Genomic DNA, 23,731 nt, shown 5'->3' with positions numbered 1-23,731 from the left:
ATGTAAATAAATGCTTGAAAAGTACCCGAAAACTTGCAAATTATTAGTAATTTTGCCCATCAAATTATGGCTAGCTTTTCAGGATATCTACCGTATGCATTCGCATTGATCATTGCAATACCTTTTCTGGTTTTGCTGAGGCAGTTTGTACATTCTTATATCACCCTTAAAAATCAGGAAATAAAACTTCTTTCCGTAAAGTCAAACTCTGAAAATAAAGCTCAGGCTTATGAAAGGATGACTTTGTTTATGGAAAGAATAAAACCTTCCAATCTTGTTCAGCGGTTTGATAAAGGGTTGGCGGTTCATGAGTTCATCTTTCTTACCGAAAAAACGATTAATGATGAGTTTGAATACAACTCTTCTCAGCAGCTGTATCTCACAAAAAACTCCTGGCAGAATATTGTTGATGCCAAGCTGGCGGTGATTGATCTGCTTCATAAAACGTATGAAGGTTTGAGTGGTACTACCAGTTTAGAAGAATTTAAAACGGTTTTTATCGTTAATTATATGAACAGTGATGATTATATGGCTTCGACGATGGAAAACCTGAGAAAGGAAATTTTAATTATAGCATAAACTAAACGTAAAAAATAAATAAATATAATGATTCCAAATTTTAAAGCACATCCGTGGCACGGAATTTCTGCAGGAGAAGATGCGCCAAATGTTGTAAACGTATTCGTGGAAATCGTTCCTTCAGATACGATTAAATATGAAGTAGATAAAGAAACAGGATTTTTGATGGTTGACAGACCTCAGAAATTTTCCAATATCATTCCCGCATTGTATGGTTTCGTACCAAGAACCTACTGTGACGCTGCGGTAATGAATTTAGCGATCGAAAGAGGGGCTACCGACGTTACCATGGGAGATCATGATCCGCTTGATATCTGCGTTCTCAGTTCACATAACATTCATTCAGGAGGTTTGTTAATGAAGGCTATTCCGATTGGTGGATTTAAAATGATTGATGATGGTGAGGCAGATGACAAAATTGTAGCGGTTATGATTGGTGACCACGCATTCGGACATTTCAGAGATATCTCAGAATTGCCTGAAGCTGAAGTGAAACGATTAATGCATTATTTCCTTACTTACAAAAACCTTCCGGACGAACCAGCAAAATGCAGAATTCAGGAGGTATACGGAGCTGAGCATGCCAGAAAAGTAATTCAGGCTTCTCAGGAGGATTACTCAAGCAAATACGGAGGCTAAGATTTCCGGATTTAAATAATAGACAGGATAGATGACTTTGCATCTATCCTTTTTTATTATAGCCCAGTTCAGGCCGCCTTTGTTGATTAAGTACAAAATTGGGAGGACTAGGCAAAAAAGTTTAGGTAATGTAAGATGAAATTTTTTGCTCTCGTAGATTTTGCCAATAATGCAGATTCTTTTCCTTACACTTTATATATTGAACACGAAGCCTTACCAAGTTTTTTTGACAACTCCCGTTTTAAGTCTCACCAAGCCGTTTTATTGATAAAAGACCAATAAAGATAATCAAAGAAAATCAACGATATCATCTGTGAAAATCTTTGCGATTTGTGGGAAATAAAAAATTCGTGCATTCGTGACCATAATATGCTGTTCTCAATTTTATCTTTGATAAAATCCTTGCGCCTTAAAAACATAAAGTATTAAAAAATATCTTTGCGACTTTGCGAAAAACCAATAGAAACAGCCCTACCCACGAAAACCCTATCAATCTGTGGGAAATAAAAAATTCGTGCATTCGTGGCGATAATATGCAGGCCTCCATTTTATCAAAGATAAAATCCTTGCGCCTTAAAAACATAAAGTATTAAAAAATACCTTTGCGACTTTGCGAAAAGCCAACAGAAATAGCCTACCCACGAAAATCCTATCAATCTGTGGGAAATAAAAAATTCGTGCATTCGTGGCGATAATATGCAGGCCTCCATTTTATCAAAGATAAAATCCTTGCGCCTTAAAAATATAAAGTATTAAAAAATATCTTTGCGACTTTGCGAAAAACCAACAGAAACAGCCCAACCCACGAAAATCCTATCAATCTATGAAAAATAAAAAAATCGTGCATTCGTGGCCATAATATGCTGTTCTCCATTTTATCAAAGATAAAATCCTTGCGCCTTAAAAATATAAAGCATTAAAAAATATCTTTGCGACTTTGCGAAAAACCAACAGAAATAGCCCCACCCACGAAAATCCTATCAATCTATGGGAAATAAAAAATTCGTGCATTCGTGGCCATAATATGCTGTTCTCTATTTTATCTTTGATAAAATCCTAGCGCCTTAAAAACATAAAGCATTAAAAATATCTTTGCGACTTTGCGAAAAACCAACAGAAACAGCCCACCCACGAAAATCCTATCAATCTATGAAAAATAAAAAATTCGTGCATTCGTGGCGATAATATGCAGCGCTCCATTTTATCTTTGACAAAATCCTTGCGCCTTAAAAATATAAAGCATTAAAAAATATCTTTGCGACTTTGCAAAAAAAAACCAACAGAAACAGCCCAACCCACGAAAATCCTATCAATCTATGAAAAATAAAAAAATCGTGCATTCGTGGCGATAATATGCAGCGCTCCATTTTATCTTTGATAAAATCCTTGCGCCTTAAAAATATAAAGCATTAAAAAATATCTTTGCGACTTTGCGAAAAACCAACAGAAACAGCCCAACCCACGAAAATCCTATCAATCTATGGGAAATAAAAATATTGGTACATTCGTGGCAAAAAAATACATCTAAACAATTTCTCCCCAAGTTTTGAAACTGATCCGCCTTTGTTATGGGCCATGTGGAATGGGTGGTGCAAATGTCGAGGTTGTCCTGTTTTCTTTTTGAATTTCCCTTAAAAACCCCGATGAACAATTATTTCATCAAATTATAACCCCAAAAGGGTTGGGGAATTTAAAGAAAATTTCAAAGATTAATGGTATTAGTCGGATGAATGATGAATTGGGTTTCAATCATAAAAGATGCGCCCACCCTTCAAAAGGGGATGAGTGGATCTTAAAGATGAGATTTCTAAATAAAGTATCTATGTGTTTATTTTAAATCGTCCGCCGCTCCAGTCTTTCCAGTCTCTCCAGAATGTCAGTGAGGATATTTTTCTCTTTATTACAGGAAATATAACCTGCTATTTTATAAAAATCCGCTTGTTGTTTTTCTTTTTCATTAAGGTCAGGGTAATATTTGAGATTTCCTTCAATATGGGCAATGACGCCTGGAGAACTACTTTGATTGAGGTTAACTTTGTTTAAAAACACGAGATCTCCTGGTTGGTAAGTGGGTAGTAGGCTGGTGTTTTCTGAAAATTCATACACTAAATCTATATTTGCTAATATTTTTTGCAATACTGCAGCGTTAGGATGATCCGATAAAACGGGAGGTAAAGCATGATCTGTTGAAAACATTAGGTGATCGATATCAGATCCGCTTGCTAATTGATTAACCTGTAAAATTTCTGTTAATAAATTATGTAAATCTAAATTGAAATAATCTGCAACTTTTAATAAGGTTTCAATTTTGGGTTCCGCACGCCCTTCTTCATAAGAGCTGATAACCCCTCTGTTAAGCTCGAATAGGTCTGCAAATGCTTTCTGGCTAAGCCCTCTTACCTGTCTTATCTTCTTTATATTAGTCCCGAAAAAGCTCATTAGTCTAATCTTTTTTGCAAATATACGGTAATTGATTCAAAATAATTGCTAAAAATATTTGCAATTTGCGGATTAATATTCTATATTTGTGAAAGAAAATTAGGAACACAACATGATTGCTTATGAGAAATCAAATATTTAGAACAGTTAAAGAGTGGCTGCTGGACAGCGGTTTTAATATAATACTGGATGATGAAAACCGAAGAATTCTTATCATAGAAAAAGAAGCCCACGGAATCAAGAATATGATCCTTATCGTTTCAGATTCTATTCTGATTATGGAGCAGTTTCTTTTCGAGGTCAAAAATCCGACAGAGAAAATATACAAAACTCTTCTTCAGAAAAACAGAGATATTGTACACGGCGCTTTCGTTTTAGACAATACCGGAAGGCGGGTGATTTTCAGAGATACGTTACCGACTGATAATATGGCACAAAACGAGGTCATGGCCTCCATCAACTCTTTGGGAATTCTTGTCGGTGAATTTACCAATGAAATGATCGAAATGAGTAAGTAATTTCACTAAAAATATTTAAAATGAACATTTTCAAAAGATTAGTAAACATAGGAAAAGCAGAGCTTCATTCTGTGATTGATGATTTCGAAGACCCTATAAAATTAACGGAGCAGGGAATCAGAGAGATGAAAGAACAGCTTGCCGAAAAAATTGAGGCATTAGCACAGTTGAAAGCACTTTCTATCCGTAAAAAAAATGAAGCGGAAACTGAAGAACTGTCAGCAAAGGAATATTATAAAAAAGCTGTGCTGCTTGTTCAGAAAGCAGAAAAAGGAGAGGTAGATGGTGCAGAAGCAGATCGTCTGGCAAAAGAAGCATTAAAAAAACAGGCTGCGGCACAGGAAAATGTGGCTTCTTTAAAAGAAGAATCTGAAAAACTTCACGGGGATTGTGATAAAATGCAGGGAAATATCGATTATCTGAAAGCGAGTATTTCTAAATGGGAAACAGAGCTTAAAACATTAAATGCCAGAGTTCAGGTCAGTGAAGCGACCCGTGATATCAATCAGAAAATGACTCAGATAGACTCAGGCGGAACAGTAAGTATGCTTGAGAAGCTGAAAGAGAGAGTAATACAACAGGAAGCGGAGGCTGAAGCTTACCTGGAGATTTCCAAAGCAGGAAAATCAGTAGATGAAGAAATTGATGCTTTGGTGAAGAATGACGATACAGAAGCAGGAGATGCTTTACAAAAACTAAAAGAATCACTTAAAAAAGGCTAAAGAATGACCTTTCAGGAATTTTTACATATTGCATTTTCTCCCGTAAATACGGTGTTGAGCGTGCTTTTGGCACTATCAGTTGTTTATTGGGTTTTTACCATGCTTACAGGATTGGATATTGATGTCGGACTTGATTCTGACGTAGATGTCGATACGAATATAGACGCTCCGGACGGCCATATTCATATTTCGGACGATCCTTCGGCTTGGGCGCATTTTCTGAAATTCCTGAATCTGGATATTGTTCCGATCACCTATTTTCTCACGCTGGTGCTTTTGCTTACGTGGCTGGGATCTGTTTATCTTAATGTTTTTATTTCGTTACCAACTTGGGCAGAAGCATTAATGGTCGTTCCGCTGCTTATTGTAAGCTTGTTTTTAACCAAATTGATCTTAAAACCACTCAATCCTTTCTTCAAAGAAATTAATCATAAAGGAGAAAGATCTCATGATTTTCTGGGAAGAGAAGGAAGGCTGAAATCAAGCATTGAAGGCGATAAGATTGGTATGATGGAAGTTTTTATTGGAAGCGATCCTATGATCCTGATGGTAAAAAGCAACAATGGGAAAAAACTGGTACATGGAACTCGGGTGATGATTGTAGATGAAGAACCGGGAAGAAAATTTTATGTTGTAGATCATGTTTTTAAATTTTAAGAACGAATGCTATGTTTTCTCTTTTTATGCTCATTCTGAACTATATTTTATCATTTCTTTAAATTTTTAACCAAAAAAAACACATTAATTATATAAACTATTAAATTATGAACATACCTTTAATCGTTGGAATCATTGTCGTTGTTATAGCTTCTGTCGGACTCATCTTTTGGGTGCTGTCCATGTACAAGAAGACTGTTCAGGGAATTGTAATGCTCAGAACAGGTTACGGAGGAACAAAAGTATTTTTTAATGCCGGAATTGTAATTCCTGTTATCCACCGTATGGAATCTATGGATATTTCAGTCAAAAAGCTTGAAATTTCCAGAGAAGGAAGAGCCGGATTGATTTGTAAAGATAATATGAGAGCCGATATTCAGGTGGCTTTCTTTATCAGAGTAAATAAATCGGTGGATGATATTGTGAATGTAGGTCAAACAATCGGTTGCCAAAGAGCATCAGACACGAATACTTTACGCGAACTTTTTGAAGCTAAATTTTCAGAAGCTTTAAAAACGGTTGGTAAAAAGTTTGATTTTACTGAATTATATGAAGCAAGAAGCGAATTTCGTCAGGAAATTTTAGATATTATCGGAACAGATCTGAATGGTTATGTACTAGATGATTGTGCAATTGACTATCTTGAACAGACTTCTATTGATAAATTAGATAAAGATAATATCTTAGATTCTGAAGGGATCAAAAAGATTACGGAATTAACAGCCACTCAGAATATTAAAGCCAACCAGGTTCGCAGAGACGAGGAAAAAACAATCACCAAACAGAACGTGGAAGCCCGTGAAGCAATCCTTGAACTGGAAAAGCAATTGGCTGAAAAAGAAGAGTCTCAAAAAAGAGAGGTTGCCAATATCAGAGCCCGCGAAAATGCAGAGATCCTGAAAGTGGAAGAGGAAGAACGTCTGAAATACGAATCCGTAAGAATTGCCACCGAAGAAAAATTGCAGATTGCAGAAGAGAATAAATTACGTCAGGTGGTTATCGCTGCTAAAAATAAAGAACGTGCCGATCTTGTAGAAACTGAAAGAGTGCTGAAAGATAAAGCACTTGAAGCAACAGAAAGAGAAAGAATCGTTTCCTTAGCGCAAATTGAAAAAGATAAAGCGATTGAACTTGAAAAGAAAACTATTCAGGATGCGATTCGTGAGAGATTGACCATGGAAAAAACGGTTGTGGAAGAGCAGCAGGGTATCAAAGATCTTGAAGCATTCAAAACCGCAGAAAGAACGAAACAGGTAGAAATTACCCTGGCGACTCAGGAAGCAGAGAAAAAATTAATTCAGGAAACAAAAGCCGCGGAATCCCGCAAATTGGCAGCCGAGAAAGATGCTCAGAAATATGTTATTGAGGCTCAGGCAAAAAGAGATGCCGCTGAAAAAGAAGCAGAAGCCCGTAAGATCATTGCAGATGCGAAAGCGAAAGAAGAGGCAACGGTAGGTTTATCCGAAGCTCAGGTAATGCAGGCGAAAGCAGATGTTGCCGAAAGACAGGGAATTGTGGAAGCGATTGTTATTGAGAAAAAGGCAGATGCTATTAAGAAGGAAGGTATTGCTCAGGCTGAAGTCATCAAAGAAAAAGCATTGGCAGAAGCAGCTGGAATCACCGAGAAAGCCGAAGCAATGAAAAAGCTGAACGATGCAGGAAAAGAGCACGAAGAATTCCGTTTGACATTGGCGAAAGAAAAAGAAGTGGAATTGGCACAGATCTCTATCCAGAAAGAGATTGCAGATGCTCAGGCGTTGGTATTGGCAGAAGCATTCAAATCTGCAAATATCGACATCGTAGGAGGGGACAACACATTCTTTGATAATGTAATCCGTCAGGTTTCTGCAGGAAAAGGAATTGATAAATTCATCAGTCACAGTGAAAATGCCCAGTTGCTGAGAGATAACCTGCTGGATGGCAATGAAAATATCATCAGTAAAGTAATGGGAATGGTGAATAAATACAATATTTCATCAGAAGATATTAAAAATATGAGTGTTGCTTCATTGATATTTAAATTGAATGGCGTTGCAGATCAGAATGAAAAAGGAATTCTGCATAGAGCTTTAGATATGGCTAAACATTTAGGAGTAGACCAGAAGCCATTGCAATAACCGGTTGAGAACCATTGAACTCAACATAAACATCAGTAAAACTCTCATGGTCGGTAGCGGATTTTCGCGAAAACTTTGAGAGTTTTTTTAACAAAATTATGAACATGTTTTATAGTTGGGAAATCGCAAAGACACAAAGTTTTTTTTATCTTTAAATTGTTTTCAAGGCACAAAGATCCTAAGGCAAGCTTAGGCGGGATAGGTGTTTTGAAGAAAAGGCGAGATGAACTGAAAATTAATTTTATCGCAGATAAAATCTTCGCGCCTTAAAAAATATCATTTAAAAAAGCCTTGCGCCTTTGCGATTTTCCAACTTTTAAAAATCAAATTCAAAAAAGGTTCATAAAATTATTTAAACCAAAATTATGTCAGAAAAACTTAATTCAGGTATATACGAAATTATTCAGAACCGTCTGAATGAGCAGAAAAATGATCTTGTAGAAAGGCTTCAGAAGCTGAACGAAAAGCGTAAAAGTATTTTTGGCGGGATCGATTTTTCATTGATTGCCAACGAAAGGATTTCTACAGATCACAGCTGTGTGGCGAAGGACATTTTTTCCTTCAACAACCTTCTGATTTTCGGTTCCAATGCCCATCTCGGAATGCAGACAGAGGTGAATATTACGGATGTCTTTTCAATTCATAAAATTAATAATAACCGTTTTGAACCTCAGGATTCTTCATTAATCAATGATGAAATTTTTATTGATGAGTTCAAAAATTTATATAAATATTACAGAAATACCTTTTTTGCCCGTTTTTACTTCACGGAAAACTATCTGTACATGGTATTCCAGCTTTCTGAAAGCACAACGGATATTAAGGCATTCAAATGGCTGATCAAAGAAAATACGCTGGTTTATGTTGATTCCAGAAGTGCTTCGGAAGTTAGTTATCCGCCACAACATGGCTTTACATGGACGAAGGCGACCCGCGATATGCAGAGAAACGGGAAATATCCGCATGTTTCTCTGGCAGATAAGGTTTTTGTAGAATCTATCGGAGGTGATCTTACCATTAAAATTGAAGATAATACAGAAACGGGAAAAGGAATTTATTCCGAAGATGTGGTTCATAAAGATCAGAATCTGGATGATGCTGAAATTCATTTCTGTGATCTGGGGAATTTGGTTTTGTTTAAAATCAGGCCTTATCAGGAAACGGAACGGTATTTTATTTATAACCATAAGGAAAAAACAGTTTCCAGAGTTGATACTTTAAAATATGCGGCGGTCTTGCTTCCCGAAAGTCAGGGGATTTTATTTTCAAACGGATATGCACTGCAAACCGGTGGTTTAAAGGTAATTTCTCAGGATCAGAACAGGTTGCATTACCTGAAAACGATTCCTGAGCCTAACGGCGAAAATTTTTTATATGTTTTCTATGATGATAAAACCAATAATTATCAGCTGATTTCCTATAATATCATCACACAGACTATTGAAACGCCCATCCGTTGCAGTGGTTTTACAATCCTGCGCGACGGAAGATTGATTTATTTAAGAGAAAGTGTAGAGACTACCAAGCATCATCTTGCCCAGATCTGGCAGTCTCCTTATTCGAAAGAATTACAGGAAAATACCGAAAAATCGGATAATTTATTATACAAAATTGGAAATAAAGACATTGTTCGGGTGATGGCTGAAAGTCAGGAACTGATTACTTTACTGAATAAACAGGATTCCTATAGCGGACTTTACGATGATATTGTTAAACTTTCCACCACAATTCTAGATGCTTATTATTTTTTAGGTGAAGAAGAGATTCAGCATCTCGATCAGCCTTTAAAAGAGATCAGGCAAATTGCTCATTCGGCGATCAATGAATACGAAAAGGTGGTTGAGCAGAAGAAAAATACGGCAGAAGCCATTGAAAAAATAAAGCTGGCCTGTGAAAAAACACTGGATGATACGAAAAGAATTCATTATTCTGAATTAACGGAATATATCGATATGCTCTCCCAAATCCGCGCCCTGCGTGGAGAAATTACCAGCGCCAGAGAACTGAAATATGCCGATACTGAGATTCTTGATAGTCTGGAAAAATCGCTTTCAAAGCGTTCGGAAGAGCTTTCCAATGCGTGTGTGACTTTCCTTTTGCAGGAAAACTCGCTGTTGCCTTATCAACAACGTGCAGAGACGATTACCGAACAGATTATTCATCTTGAAAAAGCCATCGATGCAAAAACAATCGAGGAAGAGATTAATAATCTGTCTGCTCAGTTGGAGCTTTTGGTAGATATTGTGAACAATCTGAAAATTGAAGATACTTCACAGTCGACTCAGATCATTGAAAATATCTCCCTGATTTTTGCAAGATTGAATCAGGAAAGACTGGAGCTTTCAAAAAGAAAAAGAGAAATTTCAGGAAAAGAACTTTCCGCTGATTTTCAGGCGCAAATGACCTTGTTTGATCAGTCGGTCATCAACTTTTTAGAACTTTCACAAACGCCTGAAAAATGTGATGAATACCTTACCAAGCTTTCAATTCAGTTGGAAGATATGGAAACCAAGTTTGTTGATTTTGAAGAATTTATTCAGAAGATCGGTGAAAAAAGGGAAGAGGTATACGGTCATTTTCAAAATAAAAGGGTTCAGCTTACAGAATCCCGAAATAAAAGAACCCAGAATTTATATGATTCTGCACAACGGATTTTAAAATCTGTTCAGACCAAAGCTGAAAGTTTTAGCAGCGAAAATGAGATCAACGGCTATTTTGCGACCGATCTTATGGTGGAGAAAGTAAGAGATATGGCCCGACAGCTCATGGAAATGGAAGATTCGGCAAAAGCAGAAGAAATTCAGACTTTACTGAAAACTTCTCAGCAGGAATCTGCCCGAAAGCTGAAGGACAAGAAGGAAATTTACGCCGATGGAGATCATGTAATTGCGTTGGGTGATTATAAATTTGCCGTCAACCGCCAAAAGCTGGATCTTACCATGGTGCTTAAAAATGCACAGTATTATTATCATTTAACCGGAACAAGCTTTTACGAACCTCTCGATTTTGAAGCGCTTTCAGATTATAAAGAGGTTTGGAATCAGGAGTATATTTCTGAAAATCAAAAGGTAAAACGTTTCGAATATTTATCGTGGAATATTTTTAACCAAAATAAAAATATCGTGGTGGAGGAAAAAAACCGCCAATTGATTCAGCAGTTTATGACAGAGCATTTTGGAGAAGGATTGGTAAAAGGAATTCATGATGAAGATGCTTTGCTGATCACAACCAAACTTCAGCAGATGCATAACGAATTGGGAATGATGAGGTTTACTTCTCAGGAGCGTTCCGTTGCTCAGCTTTTCTGGAAGTTTCTGGATCAGGAAAGAAAGGCTTATTTTGCTAAACAGTTTGAGGCAGCGGCGCTTATCTCCCAATCTTTTACCACAGATAAAGGTTTTCAGCATCTCATTGATGAATTGTCTTCCGAAATAGAATTATTTGCTCAAAGCAGTAATTTTTTCAGTGAAACTAATTTTCAGAATGCTGCCAATTATCTTAAAAAGGAAAACAGAGAACATTTTATCGTTTCTGAAAAAGCGGGAAATTTATATGAAGCCTTCTTTTCAGATCTTAAAGAAAAAGGGAAAGATCTTGAATTTACTGATCAGATCGAGGCTTTATATCAGCATCCTTCAGCATGTTATTTTATTGCAGAAAGTGCTTTGCAGGCATTTATTTTCAGTAAAGAATTAATGGTTGACGACAATATCAAACAGGAAACGGCAGCTTTTCTGGTGACTCAGAATTTTAATGAAGAAAATATTCAGCATATTGCGTATGAAACGACTTTAAAAGGACTGAAATCTTTAGAAAAAGACATAGACTATATCCTGAATTATTACGAATTTTCCTCCCGTCTGGGGCACTATAATGAAGTAACAGTTCCAAAGTATAAAAAGCTTCAGGAATTAAAGTCATCCTGGGTCAGCAGTAAGAAAAAATCGTTGAAACTGGAGACCTTCCAGTCGCAGGTATTGAGTTCGTTTGTCAGAAATAAACTGATCAGTGAGGTTTACTTTCCTTTAATCGGAGCGAATCTGGCGAAACAGCTGGGAACGGTTGGTAATGATAAGAGAACCGACAGAATGGGAATGCTTCTTCTGATTTCTCCGCCGGGTTATGGGAAAACCACGTTGATGGAGTATATGGCCGACAGAATGGGACTTGTTTTTATGAAAATCAACGGACCGTCGATTGGGCATGATATTGTTTCCACCGATCCCGCCGAAGCTAAAAATGCCGGAGCAAAACAGGAACTCGAAAAACTGAATTTAGCTCTGGAAATGGCAGATAATGTAATGTTGTATCTTGATGATATCCAACACTGTAATCCTGAATTTTTACAGAAATTTATCTCTCTGGCGGACGGACAGCGAAAGATTGAAGGAATTTACAATGGCGAAAGCAAGACCTATGACTTACGATCGAAGCGATTCTGCCTTGTAATGGCGGGGAATCCTTACACTGAAAACGGAGAAAAGTTCAAAATTCCGGATATGTTGGCGAACCGTTCAGATACCTATAACTTGGGTGAGATTTCGGGAAGTAAGACAGAACTTTTTGATTTGAGTTTAATTGAAAATGCATTGACATCAAATGATTACTTAAGCCGATTGACACAGCCGGGAATGGAAAATTTATACAGACTTTATGACGCTGTGCAGGCAGATAATCCTGCGGTGGATCTGTTAGGTAATTTTAGTTCAAACGAAATTTCAGACTTCAGAAAAGTACTTGAAAACACCATGAAGGTACGTAATATTGTACTGAAAGTCAATAGTCAATATATTGCTTCGGCAGCAATGGCAGACGATTATCGTAACGAACCTTCGTTTAAACTTCAGGGTTCTTACCGAAATATGAATAAACTCATCGTACAGATTCAGCCTATTCTCAAGGAGGAGGAAGTGATGCAGATCGTTTTAAATCATTACCAGAATGAGTCTCAAACGCTGACGACGGGAGCCGAATCCAATATGCTGAAACTGAAAGAAATGATGAACATCATGACGGATCAGGAAAAGTTGCGTTGGGAAGAGATTAAAAAGACTTTTGTGAAAAATAAAACCATCAAGGGTCTTGGCGAAAATGACCGTATGGTGCAGGTGCTCGCTCTTTTGGCGCAGTTCAGTGAAGGTTTGGAGGGCATTAAGGACGTTCTCCAAAACCGTGCAGATTAAAAAAAACACTTCAATATAATATGAGGCCTGCTCCGAAAGGGCGGCTTTCCATCTCAACCTTCAGGGTCAGTCGATCCTGAAGGTTTTCGTTTAATGTCAATTAAAGAAAACAACCTTCAGAAAAAAGTTTTCAACTGTCTTCATTATTTTTTTTAGAAGCCGGGAACCTGCTGTCCACTGTATCTTTTTTGTGACGGTCTCCACTGCGTTCCGTCCGCCACAAAAAAGGATGCCGTTCCCATCAGGGCTAGGGGATGGCTTTATAGAGAAGAGGTGATTCAAACTATAAAATATACACAAAATCGGACTTTCTTAGAGGCTGTTTAAATTTTATTGCCAAAAATTTTTATAGCTATTTTGAGATGGATTTTTTGCTTCGTGTTTGCAGATTTAGCGGGCTCAATCAAAAATAGGAAGTGAAAAATACGCTCAAAAGAGCATCAAAATTGAGCAAAGATCAACTTCACTAAGGATAATAAATAAAACGGTAAAATTTTAAACAGGCTCTTATTCATTAATTTAAGAATAAACAGGATACAATATAACAATGCAGGTGATTATTGCTAGAGAAAAATCTATGATTTTGTCGATAAATATCGACAATACTAATTACTAAATTTATTTTGTTGTGTTGTTACTTTGTAGTAGAAAATTAACCAAATAAAATTGTAGATAATATTTTTACTGTATTTTATTAAAAAAGATAAAATTTTTACAGAAGCTATTTAACGTAGATGATGGTAAACAACAAATGATGAAATTATTTTGGGTACAATAACCGCAGAACCGTACTTCTTGCAAAAACACTAAAAGAACACAACAATAATATAAAAGAAGTCGAATGATTCTTTTTAGGTTATTAGTACAAATGGGAGGTGTCAAAACCTCCTTTTTTATAGAATTCCGCTTTTTTCTGAATAGCGGTTTTTTAAGTGGTAAATAGTTGTATTTTAACAAAAATTATAGTATTTAATACATTAATTTTAATTTAAAATAGTTTATTTTAAATTAATTTGACGTATTGTTGTGAAAATTAAAAACCATTAAGGAAATTATATCATGAAAAAACATGTACTTCTGCCTTTCCTGGCGCTGGCACCTTTCTTCAGTGCGCAGATCGGAATCAATAACTCTAATCCTAAAGCAACGTTGGATGTTACGCCAAAAAAGACCGACGGGACAACGGCAGAGGGAGTCATCGCTCCCCGTCTTACCGGAAATCAGCTTTCCAGTGCGGATGGAAAATATACCACCAATCATAAAGGTGTAATTGTGTATATTACCGCCGCCGCATCGCCCACCACTCAGAAAACACAAAATGTGACCGCTGCAGGGTATTATTATTTTGACGGATCCATATGGCATGGAATGGGCGCACAGAGTACAACAACAACCATCAGCGTTAGCTCTGTCATCGATCCCAATATTTTAGGATATGTACCCAGCAGCACAGCCACCGCCGGAAACAGTGCACCGGCCACCGTTGCTGTAAACGGAATAACGGCAACCCGCACCGGAACAGTATCGTATGGGGGACATTCCTATGCTGCTTATTCTGCTGCTGCGTCTGGAATCACCTGGTATAATGCCTATAATGCAGCCAAAACAATGGGCGGATATCTTGCTACTTTTACCTCTGATGCAGAATGGCAGTATATAGAGACCAATCTCCTCAATGCGACAGCATTTAATACGCAGAATGCCTGGATTGGTTTCGCTAAATTTTCATGGTTTGCCGGATCTGCCTTAACACCGGATCCGGAAGAAAAGTGGATCACAGGAGAACAGCCCGTACATGATTACAGCGCAGGCGGAACAAATGCCGTTAGAAAATCTAACTGGTTTGCTTCGGGGGAACCCAATAATTCAGGGAGCAATGAAGGCTTTGTTCAAACCCTGAAAAAAAATGATTCCAGTACGAAAGTGTATGGCGGATATACTTCTACCCATCCGTGGAATGACGTTGTAGCCAATACCGGCAATCTTTCAGGTTTTATCGTAGAATTTCAACAATAAAATTACTTAAAGATGAATAAGTTTTTATATGCGGTTTTACTCTTAAGCTGCAGTGCTTCTGTTTTCGGCCAGATAGGTTTGGCAACGGCCAATCCGTCAGCGACTCTTGATGTACAGACGCTTAAAACCGATGGAACAACTTCGGAAGGAATTTTAATTCCTAATTTAACAGGAGATCAGATTAAAAGTGCAGGGGCACAATATACTTCAGACCAAGTCGGTACTATAATCTACGCAAGCTCTATTCCTACAACTGCTGATACAAAAACAGCAAATATTATTGCTGCCGGATGTTATTACTTTGATGGTAGTGTATGGCGAAGTATGGGAAAAATTAACAATACAACCGTTATTAGCTACTCGACGACGGTGGATCCTAATATTCTGGGCTATACTCCAACCAAAACAGCGACCGCCGGCAGTGCGCCAGCCAGTTTACCCGTAGGCTCAGGAACTTATACAAAGCAGGGAGCTGTTACTTTCGGAACGAACGGGCATACCTATGCAGCATATTCCGGAAATGCCAATATAACATGGTACAATGCTTATAATGCTGCCAAAAATATGGGGGGTATCTGGCAACTTTCACCTCAAATGAAGAGTGGCAATATGTAGAAACCAATTTACTGACCAATCATACAGCCTTTGATACTCAAAGAGCCTGGATAGGCTTTGTGAAATTTTCCTGGCAGGCAGGGGCAGCTTTAACACCAGATCCTGAGGAAAAATGGATTACAGGCGAGCAGCCCGTTCATAATTACAGCGCGGGAGGAAATAATGCGGTTAGAAAAATCAACTGGTTTGTATCGGGAGAGCCTAATAACACCAATTCCAATGAGGGGTTTGTTCATACCTATGGTAAAAATGAAGGAAATACCGTGGTGAACAGCGGATATACTTCCACACACCCATGGAACGATTTTGTTTCTACGGCAAGTGTGACAGGTTTTATTGTTGAGTTTCAGCAATAATTTGATACACATACTTTCAGTAAGCAGATAAATTTACCATTAATCTTATTAAAAAGCAGGCTGTCGTTTAAGACAAGCCTGTTTTATTTTTTAATATTTGGAGGTTTTGATTGCCTTTTTGCCCATTGTTCCTGCTTTAATGGCTTGATTTTAGATAACTGTTAATGTATCAATCACAAAAATATCTGTTTATGGAAAGGTATAGGAAAATCATTTTAAAAATTCTGAAATGGACGGGGATTTCTGTAGCTGTAGTCCTGTTTTTGCTTTTTATTATTCCGATATTGTTTCCCGGGACGATTTCGGAGCAGGTAAAACTATTTGCCAATAAACATCTTGCCGGGAAGCTTGATTATAAAAGAACACATCTTACTTTCTTCAGACATTTCCCTTCACTGACAGTGTCTGTGGATAATTTGGTCCTACAGGGGTCAAAACCTTTTCAAAATGATACTTTGCTCACCGCAAGAGAAGTTGCTGTAGGGATTAACCTTAAAAATCTTATTTTTGACCGTGAAGTCAAGATCGACGAAATATATGTGACGGATGCCAATGCCCATGTTTTTGTCAACAGTAAAGGGGAAGCGAACTATAATGTATATGTTTCCAAACCTTCAAATGAACCCAGGGATACCACAGCTTCAGGGGCTTCCATAAAACTCGATCTTATCAGATTTAAAAACTGGAATATTAAATACAATGACCATTCTGCCAGAGTTCTGGTGGATGCCAAAGGATTAAATTATACCGGAAAAGGAGGCCTGAGCGAAGATATTTTTGATCTTGAAACCAATCTTGATATTAATAAAATTGATTTTAGCTTAGACAGAATTTATTATGCTAAGCAAAAAACGCTTCATGCAGATTTAATTACCCGGATTAATACAAATGCACTGACTTTCGTTTTGAGAAAAAATGAATTGAAAATTAATGAATTACCTTTGAAGTTTACTGGTTTCCTGAGTATTTTAAAGGATGGATATAACCTCGATATCAAGGCGGCTTCTGAAAAAACGACCATCCGTGAAATGATCTCTGTTCTGCCTCCCCAATATCTCGACTGGGCAAAGGATACTAAAATTGAAGGGAATAGTGACCTGTATTTTCATCTCAAGGGACAGTTTAGTGAGCCTAAAAATCTGAAACCGAGATTGAAAGCCCGTTTATTGGTGAAAAATGGTTTTGTTTCCAATGGGAAAGCTCCTGTGCCGATGAACAATTTAAACATGGATCTGAATATCGATTTACCTTCATTGGATACGGAACAACTTGGTGTTGATCTGAAAAAACTCAGTTTTGACCTGGGAAAAAATAACAATTTCAGAGCAGTTGTAAAAACCAGGGGATTTAATGAAATGCAGGTCAATGCAAATGTAAAAGGGGCTGTGGATCTTCAGACTCTGGATCAGGCATTGGGGTTAAAGGATATCGATGTCCGCGGATTGATGAATACCAACATTCAGGCGAACGGAATTTTTAGCTTAGATAAAAAATTATTTCCCAAAACGAATGGCTATTTAAACCTGAAAAACGGATGGCTTAAAACAAAATATTATCCGAATCCTATTCAGAATATTAATTTGGTGACGCGTATTATCAATACCGACGGTACTTTTAAAAGCCTGGGGGTAAAGCTGGATCCTTTCAGTTTTGATTTTGAAGGCAATCCCGTTTTTGTCAATGCCGATCTGCAGAATTTTGAAGATGTTTTGTATAAAGTTCGTGCAAAAGGTGTTTTAAACGTAGGAAGAATTTATAAAGTTTTTGCGAAGAAAGGTTTTGATGTAAGCGGACTGATAATGGCTGATCTTTCCCTGAACGGACGACAGAGTTATGCGACGAAAGCACAATACAGCAAACTGGATAATAAAGGAACTTTAATTCTGAAAAATATAAAAGCCACCACCGAATATTTACCTAAATCATTTTTTATCAAACAGGGAAATTTTCAGTTTGAGAATGAAAAAATGTGGTTTCGGAAGTTTTTTGCGACCTACGGAAAGTCTGATTTTGCTTTAAACGGTTATCTTTTAAATACCATTAATTATTTTATTGAGCGAAAGGGAACGTTGCACGGAAAATTTAATCTTAACTCAAACTATATTCTGATTGATGAATTTATGGCACTGAAAAATGGAGATAATGCTAAAAAATCCATTGAGGTGGAATATGCCAAAGTAGAAAACCCGAAGAGCAGCGGTGTGGTGATCGTTCCTAAAAATCTGGACGTTGCGTTGGAGGCTAATGCCAAGAAAGTGGAATTTAAAGGATTAGGCTTACATGATTTAAAAGGAAATGCTTTGGTACAGAAAGGGCAGGTGTATCTGAAAAATACCTCGTTTGATATCGTGGGAAGCCGCATGAATATTGATGCCCGTTATCAGGATGAATCTCCGCTTACCGCCAACTATGATGTTGCATTGAAAGTATTGGATTTTGATGTGCAGAGGGCCTATAAAGAAATTGATATGGTTCGCGAAATGGCAACGGCTGCAAAAAATGTAAAAGGAATTGTATCTTTGGATTATAAATTAAAAGGAGATTTTGATAAAGACATGAAACCGATTTATCCTTCACTGGAAGGTGGCGGTATCGTTAATCTTCGTGATGTTGAGGTGAAAAACCTTAAAATGCTTTCTGCGGTGGGAGATAATTTGGGTTCAAAAGCCTTTAATGATCCTGATATGAAAGGGGTAAATATTGAAACGCACATTAAAAATAATTTGATTCATGTTGATAAGTTTACGTTTAAAGTATCGGTGTTAAGACCCTCGATCAGCGGAACAACAAGTTTCAACGGTTTGCTGGATCTTCAGGTGAGGGTAGGGCTTCCGCCGGGCGGATGGATCGGGTTTCCAATTGTGGTAACGGGGACTCATGAGAAGCCCAAAGTGAAAATCTTCAGTAAAACCGGGCAAGGAATTGTAGATGCGCTTTATAATAAAAAATCGAATAAAGTGATCCGTGAGGAGCGTCGTGCCGCGAAAAAATCGAGACGGGAGCAGCGAAAAATAAGAGAAGCCCAGGAACAGAAAGCAAAGAATGCGGAAAAGCAGATCAATAAAAACCTTAAAGAAAAATAAATTCAAGAAAAAACAGTGAGTCAGCTAAGTTTATTCAATTCCGATGATTTTTACCAGTTTCCTGAGGAATTGTTAGAATATACGAACCATTTTTTATCAGAAAAAGAGGCTTCAAAGCTTCAGGAAAAATTACTGAATGAAACTCCCTGGAAGCAGAATACTCAGAAAATGTATGATAAAACGGTTCTCACTCCCCGTTTAACAGCCTGGTACGGTAATGAAAGTAAGACCTATCATCTGGGAGGCGGTGTATTCAGTGTTAACCAATGGTCTCCGGAATTATTAAATTTAAAACTGAAGATTGAAAAATATTCCGGATATACTTTTAATTCCGTTTTGCTGAATTTATACCGCGACGGTAACGATTCCGTAGCCTGGCATCGGGATAAGGAAAGCGAATTGGGAAATCGCCCCGTAATTGCTTCGGTGAGCCTCGGTGAAGAGCGGAATTTTGATTTCAGAAAAGTAGACGATCATCATAAGAAATATAGTCTGCCGCTGCAGCACGGCTCTTTGCTTATCATGAAAGGAGATTTACAGATCAATTGGGAACATCGTATTGCCAAATCAAGCCAGGTGATCAAGCCGCGTATTAATATGACCTTCAGGATGATCCATGAGTTGTGATTTTTCAAAAACGGATTCTTCGAACGATACAGGAATACAGAAGTGATCGCCGTCATTTTCGTTCTTTTCGAAAAAATAAGCAAGCCTTTTTTTTTTTAATGCTTTGTTGATGTTCCCTGCCAGGCTGGAAGGCACTCTTTGAGTTCATTTCGGTTCGGAAGCCAAAAAGCTTCAAAAAAATAGCAATTATTGATAAAAAAACAGAGACTACCGCTCTGTTTTTTCTTTTTTTAATGCTTTGTTGAGGATGATAATGACCCAAAAAAGAATAACTGCAATAATAAGATATCGCCACGAAAGATCTTTTTGATGGGTAACAGAACCCGTAACAGAAATCATAAAATTCGTAATAGAAGTAATAATATAGACCAGTCCGCCCATAAATCCACCGGCTGTACCTGCATTCTTAGGGAAATGAAGCATACTTGTGGTGAAAAAAGAAGTGTATAGAACACCAGAGCAGATATGAATGATAAATGCAAAGGGAATCAGAATAAAGAGACTTTCGGTAAAATAACTCGTGATAAGCAGGGCAGTAATCAATAAGGACTGTAAAATAACGGGATGCAAGGCACGGGCATTATCGGGCAATGAAAGCCTTTTTTTACCGATAATGCCTCCGATCATCCATGAAAAACCAAGAATCAATGTACAATATCCTATGATGACAGAATTGTAATGAAAAGTATTTTCGATAATAAACGGCCCGGTAATATTGAAAACCATTACAATAGAATAACTTAAACCTAAAATCAGAATTCCGAGGATGAAAATTTTATTCTTAAGCATCATCTGATAAAGATTCAGATTTTCTGAAAGACTGAATTTTTTCTTTTGCGGTAAACTTTCTCCGCTGAAAAACAATTCAAATAATAACAAAGCACCGGCATAGATCGCCAGAAAGTGGAAATTCGCATGCCAGTTGAACAGTTTTTCTAAATATCCTCCTAAAAACGGAGCTAAAATAGGACCACATGACCAGACGATGGTAAAGTAACTGAGATAGTGTTTTACCCGTTCAGCATCATAAAGATCTACGAAAATAGCCCTTGTAGAAACGACAAGAACTGAAACGGCAATTCCCTGAAGAATTCTCAGAATAGAGATCAGTAAAATACTGTCGGTCATGGTAATCAGTAAACTGCTTATTACCAAAAGCAATAGCGCAATAAGCTTGGGGCGGTATCTGCCGATGCTGTCCAGGATACTTCCAATGAACAGCTGCGTGACTCCATAGCTTAATAAATACGAGGTTAGGGTCATCTGGATATCTTTTTCAGAAACGCATAACCCCTTCGCCATCGACGGAAAGGAAGGCAGGTAAATATCTGTAACAAATCCCGAAAGTGGAATGGAAACAAATGCCATGATGGTTACAAGTCTGATTCTTTGTTCGGATGCTTCTTTCAACATTTTCTTTTCATTTTAATGATGCAAAATTAAATCAAGCATCATAAAAGTGAATTTTAAAAGACAAAGTAAAAATTACAAAAATCAAATAATTAATGCTTTTTTAAACTGAAGTGGGGAAGTGCTGGTATGTTTTTTAAAGAAATTGTTAAAATGAGAAGGTTGTTCAAATCCAAGAGTGTAACCCACCTCAGCAATATCCCAATTGGTATATTTTAAAAGGTTTTTAGATTCTTCAACCATTCTTTCCTTGATGATTTGAGTGGTTGTAAGATTGGTAATGGACTTTACAGATGAATTTAAATGATTGACATGAACATGCAGATGATCGGCAAAATCAGATGCGGTCTTCAGTTCCAGCGGATAGGCGGGAGAATCTACCGGAAATTGTTTGTTCAGTAATTCATCAAACATTCGGTAAAGTCGAACATTGGCGGGAAGGTCATTCATGCTCACATCTTCCATTCGGTGTTCCAGCGCCAAATGAAGAACTGAAGCCAGGTTACTTTTGATACCGCTGCAACGAAAAGGATACGATGAATTATTAAGCTTATAAATTTGCTCGAAATAAAGCATGGCAAGTCCAGCCTGCTCTTCTGAAAGCGCAACCAACGGAGCACCCCATTCTTTGAACAAAGATGTTTTCTTAAAAAACTGCAATTCTGAATTGCCATTAAAAAATTCCTGATTAAAAAGACAGGAGTATCCCTCCTGAATTTCATCCTGGCACTCCCAGGTATAAGGTATAGTAAGCGATGGGAAAAATAAAGTGGGCTGATCTATGTATAACGTCTGATTCCCGTATTGAAATATTCCTTTACCGATAATAAGGCTCACGCGGTAGTAATCTCTGCGGTTATAAGGACTTTTAAAGTTACAGTATTTTCGCATAGTAATATTAAAGTGGGAAGTTCCGGCTTTAAAATCATCGGTTTCAAATATCGTTACATTTCCGTCCTTAATTTTTTTATAATAATCACCAATAGTTTCCAGCTGATCGCTCATGTTGTTTAAAATTATGAAAATCAAATATAAATAAAGATCTGTTATCTTAAAGTAAATTGCGATTAATTTAATAAATGATTATTTTTTACGTTCGTATATCAAATAGCGGAGAGGGGTAATTTATCCATTCAGACCGATTGATTTTCAGAATATTCCTTTTCATAAATGAATACCATTATAAAAGCTTACCAGCAAAGGTTTTGCTTAAAAATTGATGATTTTGATCAGAAAATGAGGAGAGAATGATGAGAAGGTTATTAAAATTCAATAAATGTGATAAAGTTTTTCCGTCAAAGTTGGCTGGAATCGCCATAAAACCTATATTTGCAGCCTAAATTTTAAAAATAATGAAAGAACTAATTGAAAAAATCAACGCGGAATTTGAAGCATTCGCTGCTGAAGCAAACCAACAAGCTGAAAAAGGAAACAAGGCTGCAGGAACAAGAGCTCGTAAATCAGCTTTAGAACTTAGCAAATTGTTCAAAGAATTCAGAAAAGTTTCTGTTGAGGAATCAAAAAAATAATTGTTCCAGAACCGGCTTTTTAAGTCGGTTTTTTTATTTTGTATTCTTCTCAATGTTTCTCCGGCGCATCATTATCCTCTGCTTTTGGTTTAACCCATCACAGACCTCTCTATAAAGCGCACCATGCTCCGCCTATTTTCTCTTTTCTTTCCTTTTGCAGAAGAAACATATTATAAGACCCGCGCGGGCATTCCTGTTCTTCTCAATGATTAAAGCAGTTCTTTTTTAGCATCTTTTATTATCTTTTGGGCTTTCATTTGTACTGCAGCAGGCAGTGATTTAAAATGCTGATCCTTTTCTTCACGGTAAGGATCTTCAGGCTGAAAAGAAAGCCATCCTGTAATTTTTGATTTCTGGAAGGAGGTTCTGGATTTTTTGGTGTACACAATAACTTTCAGGGGTTTAGCATCCAGCCCGTCGGAATCTGTAAAATAGGTGAGATAAAACTCAGGAAAACCATCCTTATCCGCATCGGCAATTTCACAATGGTTAATAAGATACCGGGGCTGAGCCAGGCCTTCTGCAAAATCCTTAAATGTGATCACCGGCAGTAGCCCGCCAGGCTCCTGAAGATAGATCCCCGCATGCAGATCTTTTGGATGATCATCGAAAAACGATTTTTTTGTCGCTTTACTTTCATTAAGATACCAAAAGTAACTTCCGGATTGGGAAGCCTTTATCTTTACAATCATAACGGGATACCCCTCCAGGGGATTACCCGGATTCTTTAGGATTTCCCTGAATTTTCTGTCGTTAGAAAAGTAAACACCGGTTTCAGTCTGGGCATGGGCATGCAGACTCATCATGCCGGCAATAAGTAGAAGCTTAATTTTAAAATTCATTGTTATCGGTATTTTTATAAGTTATTTTAACAAGTAAAGACAGTTCTTTCCTGTCTTTTGCCGCCGAGCTTTACGATGTCTCTCTGATCAAAAGCTAAACAGGGCTAAATGTAAGCTTAGTTTTGGGATATTACCCTAAAGACAAGCGTCTTTATGGAATTTTTTTCAGAGCAGGAATTGAAAGTCCGTCCAAAGGAGCATGGCAGTAGCTAGGGAAAGGTGCAGAAAAGAAATATAAATCCGGTGAAACACTAAACACGGCTTCTCCGTTTTTTAGGAGGATATGATGTATTTCCAAATACTTGACTGTCCTGCCATAAGCTATGCAGGATTTCAGGGAAGGTCTGTAATGTCTACCGGCTACAAACGCACATCTGCCACTCACAAATCCCTATAAAT

At 37.4% G+C, this 23,731-nt stretch carries 17 protein-coding genes; 13 read left to right on the top strand and 4 right to left on the bottom strand.

Translation table 11 applies throughout. The features are described from left to right. Positions 1-66 precede the first annotated feature (66 nt). Positions 67-579 (top strand): DUF7935 family protein, encoded by a 513-nt coding sequence (locus VUJ46_RS05285; protein ID WP_326983956.1) that lies wholly within the window; start codon positions 67-69, stop codon positions 577-579. Between the two features lie 27 nt (positions 580-606). Continuing rightward, positions 607-1,218, top strand: a complete 612-nt coding sequence (locus VUJ46_RS05280; protein WP_326983955.1) for an inorganic pyrophosphatase — start codon at positions 607-609, stop codon at positions 1,216-1,218. 1,833 nt (positions 1,219-3,051) lie between these two features. Here the strand turns inward: VUJ46_RS05280 and VUJ46_RS05275 are convergent. Next, on the bottom strand, positions 3,052-3,657 hold the full coding sequence (locus tag VUJ46_RS05275) for a helix-turn-helix domain-containing protein (RefSeq protein ID WP_326983954.1): 606 nt from the start codon (positions 3,655-3,657) through the stop codon (positions 3,052-3,054). A gap of 122 nt (positions 3,658-3,779) precedes the next feature. Here VUJ46_RS05275 and VUJ46_RS05270 point away from each other — a divergent pair, with 122 nt between their 5' ends. The 10 genes from VUJ46_RS05270 (at position 3,780) to VUJ46_RS05225 (ending at position 19,551) form a co-directional block, all read left to right on the top strand. Further along, positions 3,780-4,175: a YbjN domain-containing protein gene (locus VUJ46_RS05270; RefSeq protein WP_326983953.1), complete on the top strand. Its 396-nt coding sequence runs from the start codon at positions 3,780-3,782 to the stop codon at positions 4,173-4,175. Between the two features lie 20 nt (positions 4,176-4,195). Then, entirely contained in the window at positions 4,196-4,897 is a 702-nt protein-coding gene (locus tag VUJ46_RS05265; RefSeq protein WP_326983952.1) for a PspA/IM30 family protein, read from the top strand. 3 nt (positions 4,898-4,900) lie between these two features. After that, entirely contained in the window at positions 4,901-5,554 is a 654-nt protein-coding gene (locus VUJ46_RS05260; protein ID WP_326983951.1) for a hypothetical protein, read from the top strand. 107 nt (positions 5,555-5,661) lie between these two features. Beyond that, positions 5,662-7,671: a flotillin family protein gene (locus tag VUJ46_RS05255; protein ID WP_326983950.1), complete on the top strand. Its 2,010-nt coding sequence runs from the start codon at positions 5,662-5,664 to the stop codon at positions 7,669-7,671. A 365-nt stretch (positions 7,672-8,036) separates the two neighbouring features. Next, positions 8,037-12,854 (top strand): DNA repair ATPase, encoded by a 4,818-nt coding sequence (locus tag VUJ46_RS05250; RefSeq protein ID WP_326983949.1) that lies wholly within the window; start codon positions 8,037-8,039, stop codon positions 12,852-12,854. Between the two features lie 1,059 nt (positions 12,855-13,913). Then, positions 13,914-14,870: a hypothetical protein gene (locus tag VUJ46_RS05245; RefSeq protein ID WP_326983948.1), complete on the top strand. Its 957-nt coding sequence runs from the start codon at positions 13,914-13,916 to the stop codon at positions 14,868-14,870. Positions 14,871-14,882: 12 nt separating this feature from the next. Then, complete coding sequence (locus VUJ46_RS05240; protein WP_326983947.1) at positions 14,883-15,485, top strand: hypothetical protein; 603 nt, start codon at positions 14,883-14,885, stop codon at positions 15,483-15,485. A 59-nt stretch (positions 15,486-15,544) separates the two neighbouring features. Beyond that, complete coding sequence (locus tag VUJ46_RS05235; RefSeq protein ID WP_326983946.1) at positions 15,545-15,841, top strand: hypothetical protein; 297 nt, start codon at positions 15,545-15,547, stop codon at positions 15,839-15,841. A 191-nt stretch (positions 15,842-16,032) separates the two neighbouring features. After that, a complete protein-coding gene (locus tag VUJ46_RS05230; RefSeq protein ID WP_326983945.1) occupies positions 16,033-18,924 on the top strand; it encodes an AsmA-like C-terminal region-containing protein in 2,892 nt (963 codons plus the stop codon). A gap of 15 nt (positions 18,925-18,939) precedes the next feature. Then, positions 18,940-19,551: an alpha-ketoglutarate-dependent dioxygenase AlkB family protein gene (locus VUJ46_RS05225; protein WP_326983944.1), complete on the top strand. Its 612-nt coding sequence runs from the start codon at positions 18,940-18,942 to the stop codon at positions 19,549-19,551. Positions 19,552-19,758: 207 nt separating this feature from the next. Here VUJ46_RS05225 and VUJ46_RS05220 read toward each other — a convergent pair whose 3' ends face one another. Together VUJ46_RS05220 and VUJ46_RS05215 are read right to left on the bottom strand one after the other, a co-directional pair. Further along, entirely contained in the window at positions 19,759-20,964 is a 1,206-nt protein-coding gene (locus tag VUJ46_RS05220; RefSeq protein WP_326983943.1) for an MFS transporter, read from the bottom strand. Positions 20,965-21,045: 81 nt separating this feature from the next. After that, positions 21,046-21,966 (bottom strand): helix-turn-helix domain-containing protein, encoded by a 921-nt coding sequence (locus VUJ46_RS05215; protein ID WP_326983942.1) that lies wholly within the window; start codon positions 21,964-21,966, stop codon positions 21,046-21,048. A gap of 347 nt (positions 21,967-22,313) precedes the next feature. On the opposite strand from VUJ46_RS05215, the gene VUJ46_RS05210 reads away from it, so the two are divergent. Further along, complete coding sequence (locus VUJ46_RS05210; RefSeq protein ID WP_326983941.1) at positions 22,314-22,490, top strand: histone H1; 177 nt, start codon at positions 22,314-22,316, stop codon at positions 22,488-22,490. A gap of 209 nt (positions 22,491-22,699) precedes the next feature. Here the strand turns inward: VUJ46_RS05210 and VUJ46_RS05205 are convergent, their stop codons facing one another. After that, positions 22,700-23,332: a hypothetical protein gene (locus VUJ46_RS05205; RefSeq protein ID WP_326983940.1), complete on the bottom strand. Its 633-nt coding sequence runs from the start codon at positions 23,330-23,332 to the stop codon at positions 22,700-22,702. Between the last annotated feature and the right edge of the window lie 399 nt (positions 23,333-23,731).

This window comes from Chryseobacterium sp. MYb264 (assembly GCF_035974275.1).
Lineage (GTDB): Bacteria > Bacteroidota > Bacteroidia > Flavobacteriales > Weeksellaceae > Chryseobacterium.
The sequence above is the reverse complement of the archived record's forward strand: the minus strand, read 5'-3'. Positions and strand labels throughout refer to the sequence as shown.

Coding starts and splice junctions, on each gene's coding strand:
- VUJ46_RS05285 (WP_326983956.1), top strand. CDS start 67: ATGGCTAGCTTTTCAGGATATCTACCGTATGCATTCGCATTGATCATT.
- VUJ46_RS05280 (WP_326983955.1), top strand. CDS start 607: ATGATTCCAAATTTTAAAGCACATCCGTGGCACGGAATTTCTGCAGGA.
- VUJ46_RS05275 (WP_326983954.1), bottom strand. CDS start 3,657: ATGAGCTTTTTCGGGACTAATATAAAGAAGATAAGACAGGTAAGAGGG.
- VUJ46_RS05270 (WP_326983953.1), top strand. CDS start 3,780: ATGAGAAATCAAATATTTAGAACAGTTAAAGAGTGGCTGCTGGACAGC.
- VUJ46_RS05265 (WP_326983952.1), top strand. CDS start 4,196: ATGAACATTTTCAAAAGATTAGTAAACATAGGAAAAGCAGAGCTTCAT.
- VUJ46_RS05260 (WP_326983951.1), top strand. CDS start 4,901: ATGACCTTTCAGGAATTTTTACATATTGCATTTTCTCCCGTAAATACG.
- VUJ46_RS05255 (WP_326983950.1), top strand. CDS start 5,662: ATGAACATACCTTTAATCGTTGGAATCATTGTCGTTGTTATAGCTTCT.
- VUJ46_RS05250 (WP_326983949.1), top strand. CDS start 8,037: ATGTCAGAAAAACTTAATTCAGGTATATACGAAATTATTCAGAACCGT.
- VUJ46_RS05245 (WP_326983948.1), top strand. CDS start 13,914: ATGAAAAAACATGTACTTCTGCCTTTCCTGGCGCTGGCACCTTTCTTC.
- VUJ46_RS05240 (WP_326983947.1), top strand. CDS start 14,883: ATGAATAAGTTTTTATATGCGGTTTTACTCTTAAGCTGCAGTGCTTCT.
- VUJ46_RS05230 (WP_326983945.1), top strand. CDS start 16,033: ATGGAAAGGTATAGGAAAATCATTTTAAAAATTCTGAAATGGACGGGG.
- VUJ46_RS05220 (WP_326983943.1), bottom strand. CDS start 20,964: ATGTTGAAAGAAGCATCCGAACAAAGAATCAGACTTGTAACCATCATG.
- VUJ46_RS05215 (WP_326983942.1), bottom strand. CDS start 21,966: ATGAGCGATCAGCTGGAAACTATTGGTGATTATTATAAAAAAATTAAG.
- VUJ46_RS05210 (WP_326983941.1), top strand. CDS start 22,314: ATGAAAGAACTAATTGAAAAAATCAACGCGGAATTTGAAGCATTCGCT.
- VUJ46_RS05205 (WP_326983940.1), bottom strand. CDS start 23,332: ATGAATTTTAAAATTAAGCTTCTACTTATTGCCGGCATGATGAGTCTG.